This window comes from Enterobacter sp. Li2LvB3, from assembly GCF_056156645.1.
On record NZ_JBSICG010000065.1, the window covers coordinates 1 to 1,084 of the forward strand.

Genomic DNA, 1,084 nt, shown 5'->3' on the forward strand with positions numbered 1-1,084 from the left:
TATCACCAGCGGTGAACTGGCCGACGGCGACCACAGCATCAGCGTGACGGTCACCGATCTGGCGGGCAACATCTCCAGCGCTTCCCTGACCTTTACGGTGGACACCACTCTGTCCGTTCCTACTGTCGATCTGGCGGACAGCAGCGATGCCGGCAGCAGCAGTACGGACAATATTACCAATGACAGCACCCCGACTTTTACGCTGGGCAATATCGACGCGGACGTGACCGACGTGCAGGTGCTGATTAACGGCACGGCGTACAGTGCGCAGCTGGTCGACGGCACCTGGCAGTTCACCGCCCCGGCCCTGGCAGACGGGGACTACACCGTGACCGTGCAGGTGACCGACGACGCGGGCAATATCCAGCGCTCTTCCGCGCTGGATGTGACCATCGATACCGTGACGGCGGTCCCGGTGATCGTCCTCAGCGACGACACCGGCGTGCAGGGTGACAGCCAGACGAACGACACCACCCCGGGCTTTACCATTGCCACCGACACCGACGCGGTGAGTGTGATGGTCAGCATCGACGGTGGTACGCCAGTGCCGGCGGTTCGCGGCAGTGCTGGGCAGTGGTTTATCACCAGCGGTGACGTTGCTGACGGCGACCACAGCATCAGCGTGGTGGTGACGGATCTGGCGGGCAACACCTCCAGCGCTTCGCTGACCTTTAATGTCGACACCACCCTGTCCGTTCCGACGATCGACCTGGCGGACAGCAGCGATACCGGCAGCAGCAACACCGACAATATCACGCGTGACAGTACGCCGACCTTTACGCTGGGCAATATCGACGCCGACGTGACCGACGTGCAGGTGCTGATTAACGGCACGGCCTACAGCACACAGCTTGTGGACGGCAGATGGCAGTTCACCGCCCCGGCGCTGGCGGACGGGGACTACACCGTGACCGTGCAGGTGACCGACGATGCGGGCAATATCCAGCGCTCTTCCGCGCTGGATATGACCATCGATACCGTGACGGCAGTCCCGGTGATTACCCTTACCGACGACACCGGCGTGCAAGGCGACAGCCAGACGAACGACACGACGCCGGGCTTCGCCATTGCCACCGATACCGAT

At 62.8% G+C, this 1,084-nt stretch carries 1 protein-coding gene; it reads left to right on the forward strand.

Translation table 11 applies throughout. The annotated features are described in order from the left end of the window. Positions 1 to 1,084, forward strand: a 1,084-nt coding sequence (locus ACS603_RS23425) for an Ig-like domain-containing protein (RefSeq protein ID WP_474945018.1), incomplete at both ends; no start/stop codon positions are given.